This window comes from Mesorhizobium sp. M00.F.Ca.ET.216.01.1.1, from assembly GCF_004010325.2.
Classification (GTDB): Bacteria; Pseudomonadota; Alphaproteobacteria; order Rhizobiales; family Rhizobiaceae; genus Mesorhizobium.
This window is the reverse complement of the sequence record NZ_SADR02000342.1, coordinates 1-328: the sequence shown is the minus strand read 5'-3', so window position 1 is coordinate 328 and position 328 is coordinate 1. Positions and strand designations below refer to the sequence as shown.

The window sequence follows — 328 nt, the reverse complement described above, 5'->3', positions numbered from 1 at the left end:
AGTTTCGCGCCCGTACACGCTCGACATCAGCTTGACGAACGGATGCCAGTCCTCCTGGGCGCGCGGCGGCGGTGTGAAGGCTGCGAGTGCCCGGGCGGCCTTGCTAGCGGCTGAGGCCGAGCCGGTGGTGCCGATGCCGGTGGTTGTATCGGTGGCGGTACCCGTGGTGGTGCCGGCGGTAGCTCCGGTGGGCGTTCCGGCAGCAGTTCCGGCTCGGGTTCCAGCGGCGGTTCCAGTTGCAGTTGCTGCCGGGCGTCGGACCGGCCACGGCGGCGAAGCTGCTCGATGACATTGCCGCGCGTATGGACGCTGGCAGTGCTGGCGAGGC

Annotated in this window: 1 protein-coding gene; it reads left to right on the top strand. The window is 70.1% G+C overall.

The genetic code is table 11. From position 1 onward, the window contains the following. Positions 1–289 (top strand): hypothetical protein (locus EN859_RS38890; protein ID WP_210237775.1); only part of this gene is annotated, 289 nt, incomplete at its 5' end. Between the last annotated feature and the right edge of the window lie 39 nt (positions 290–328).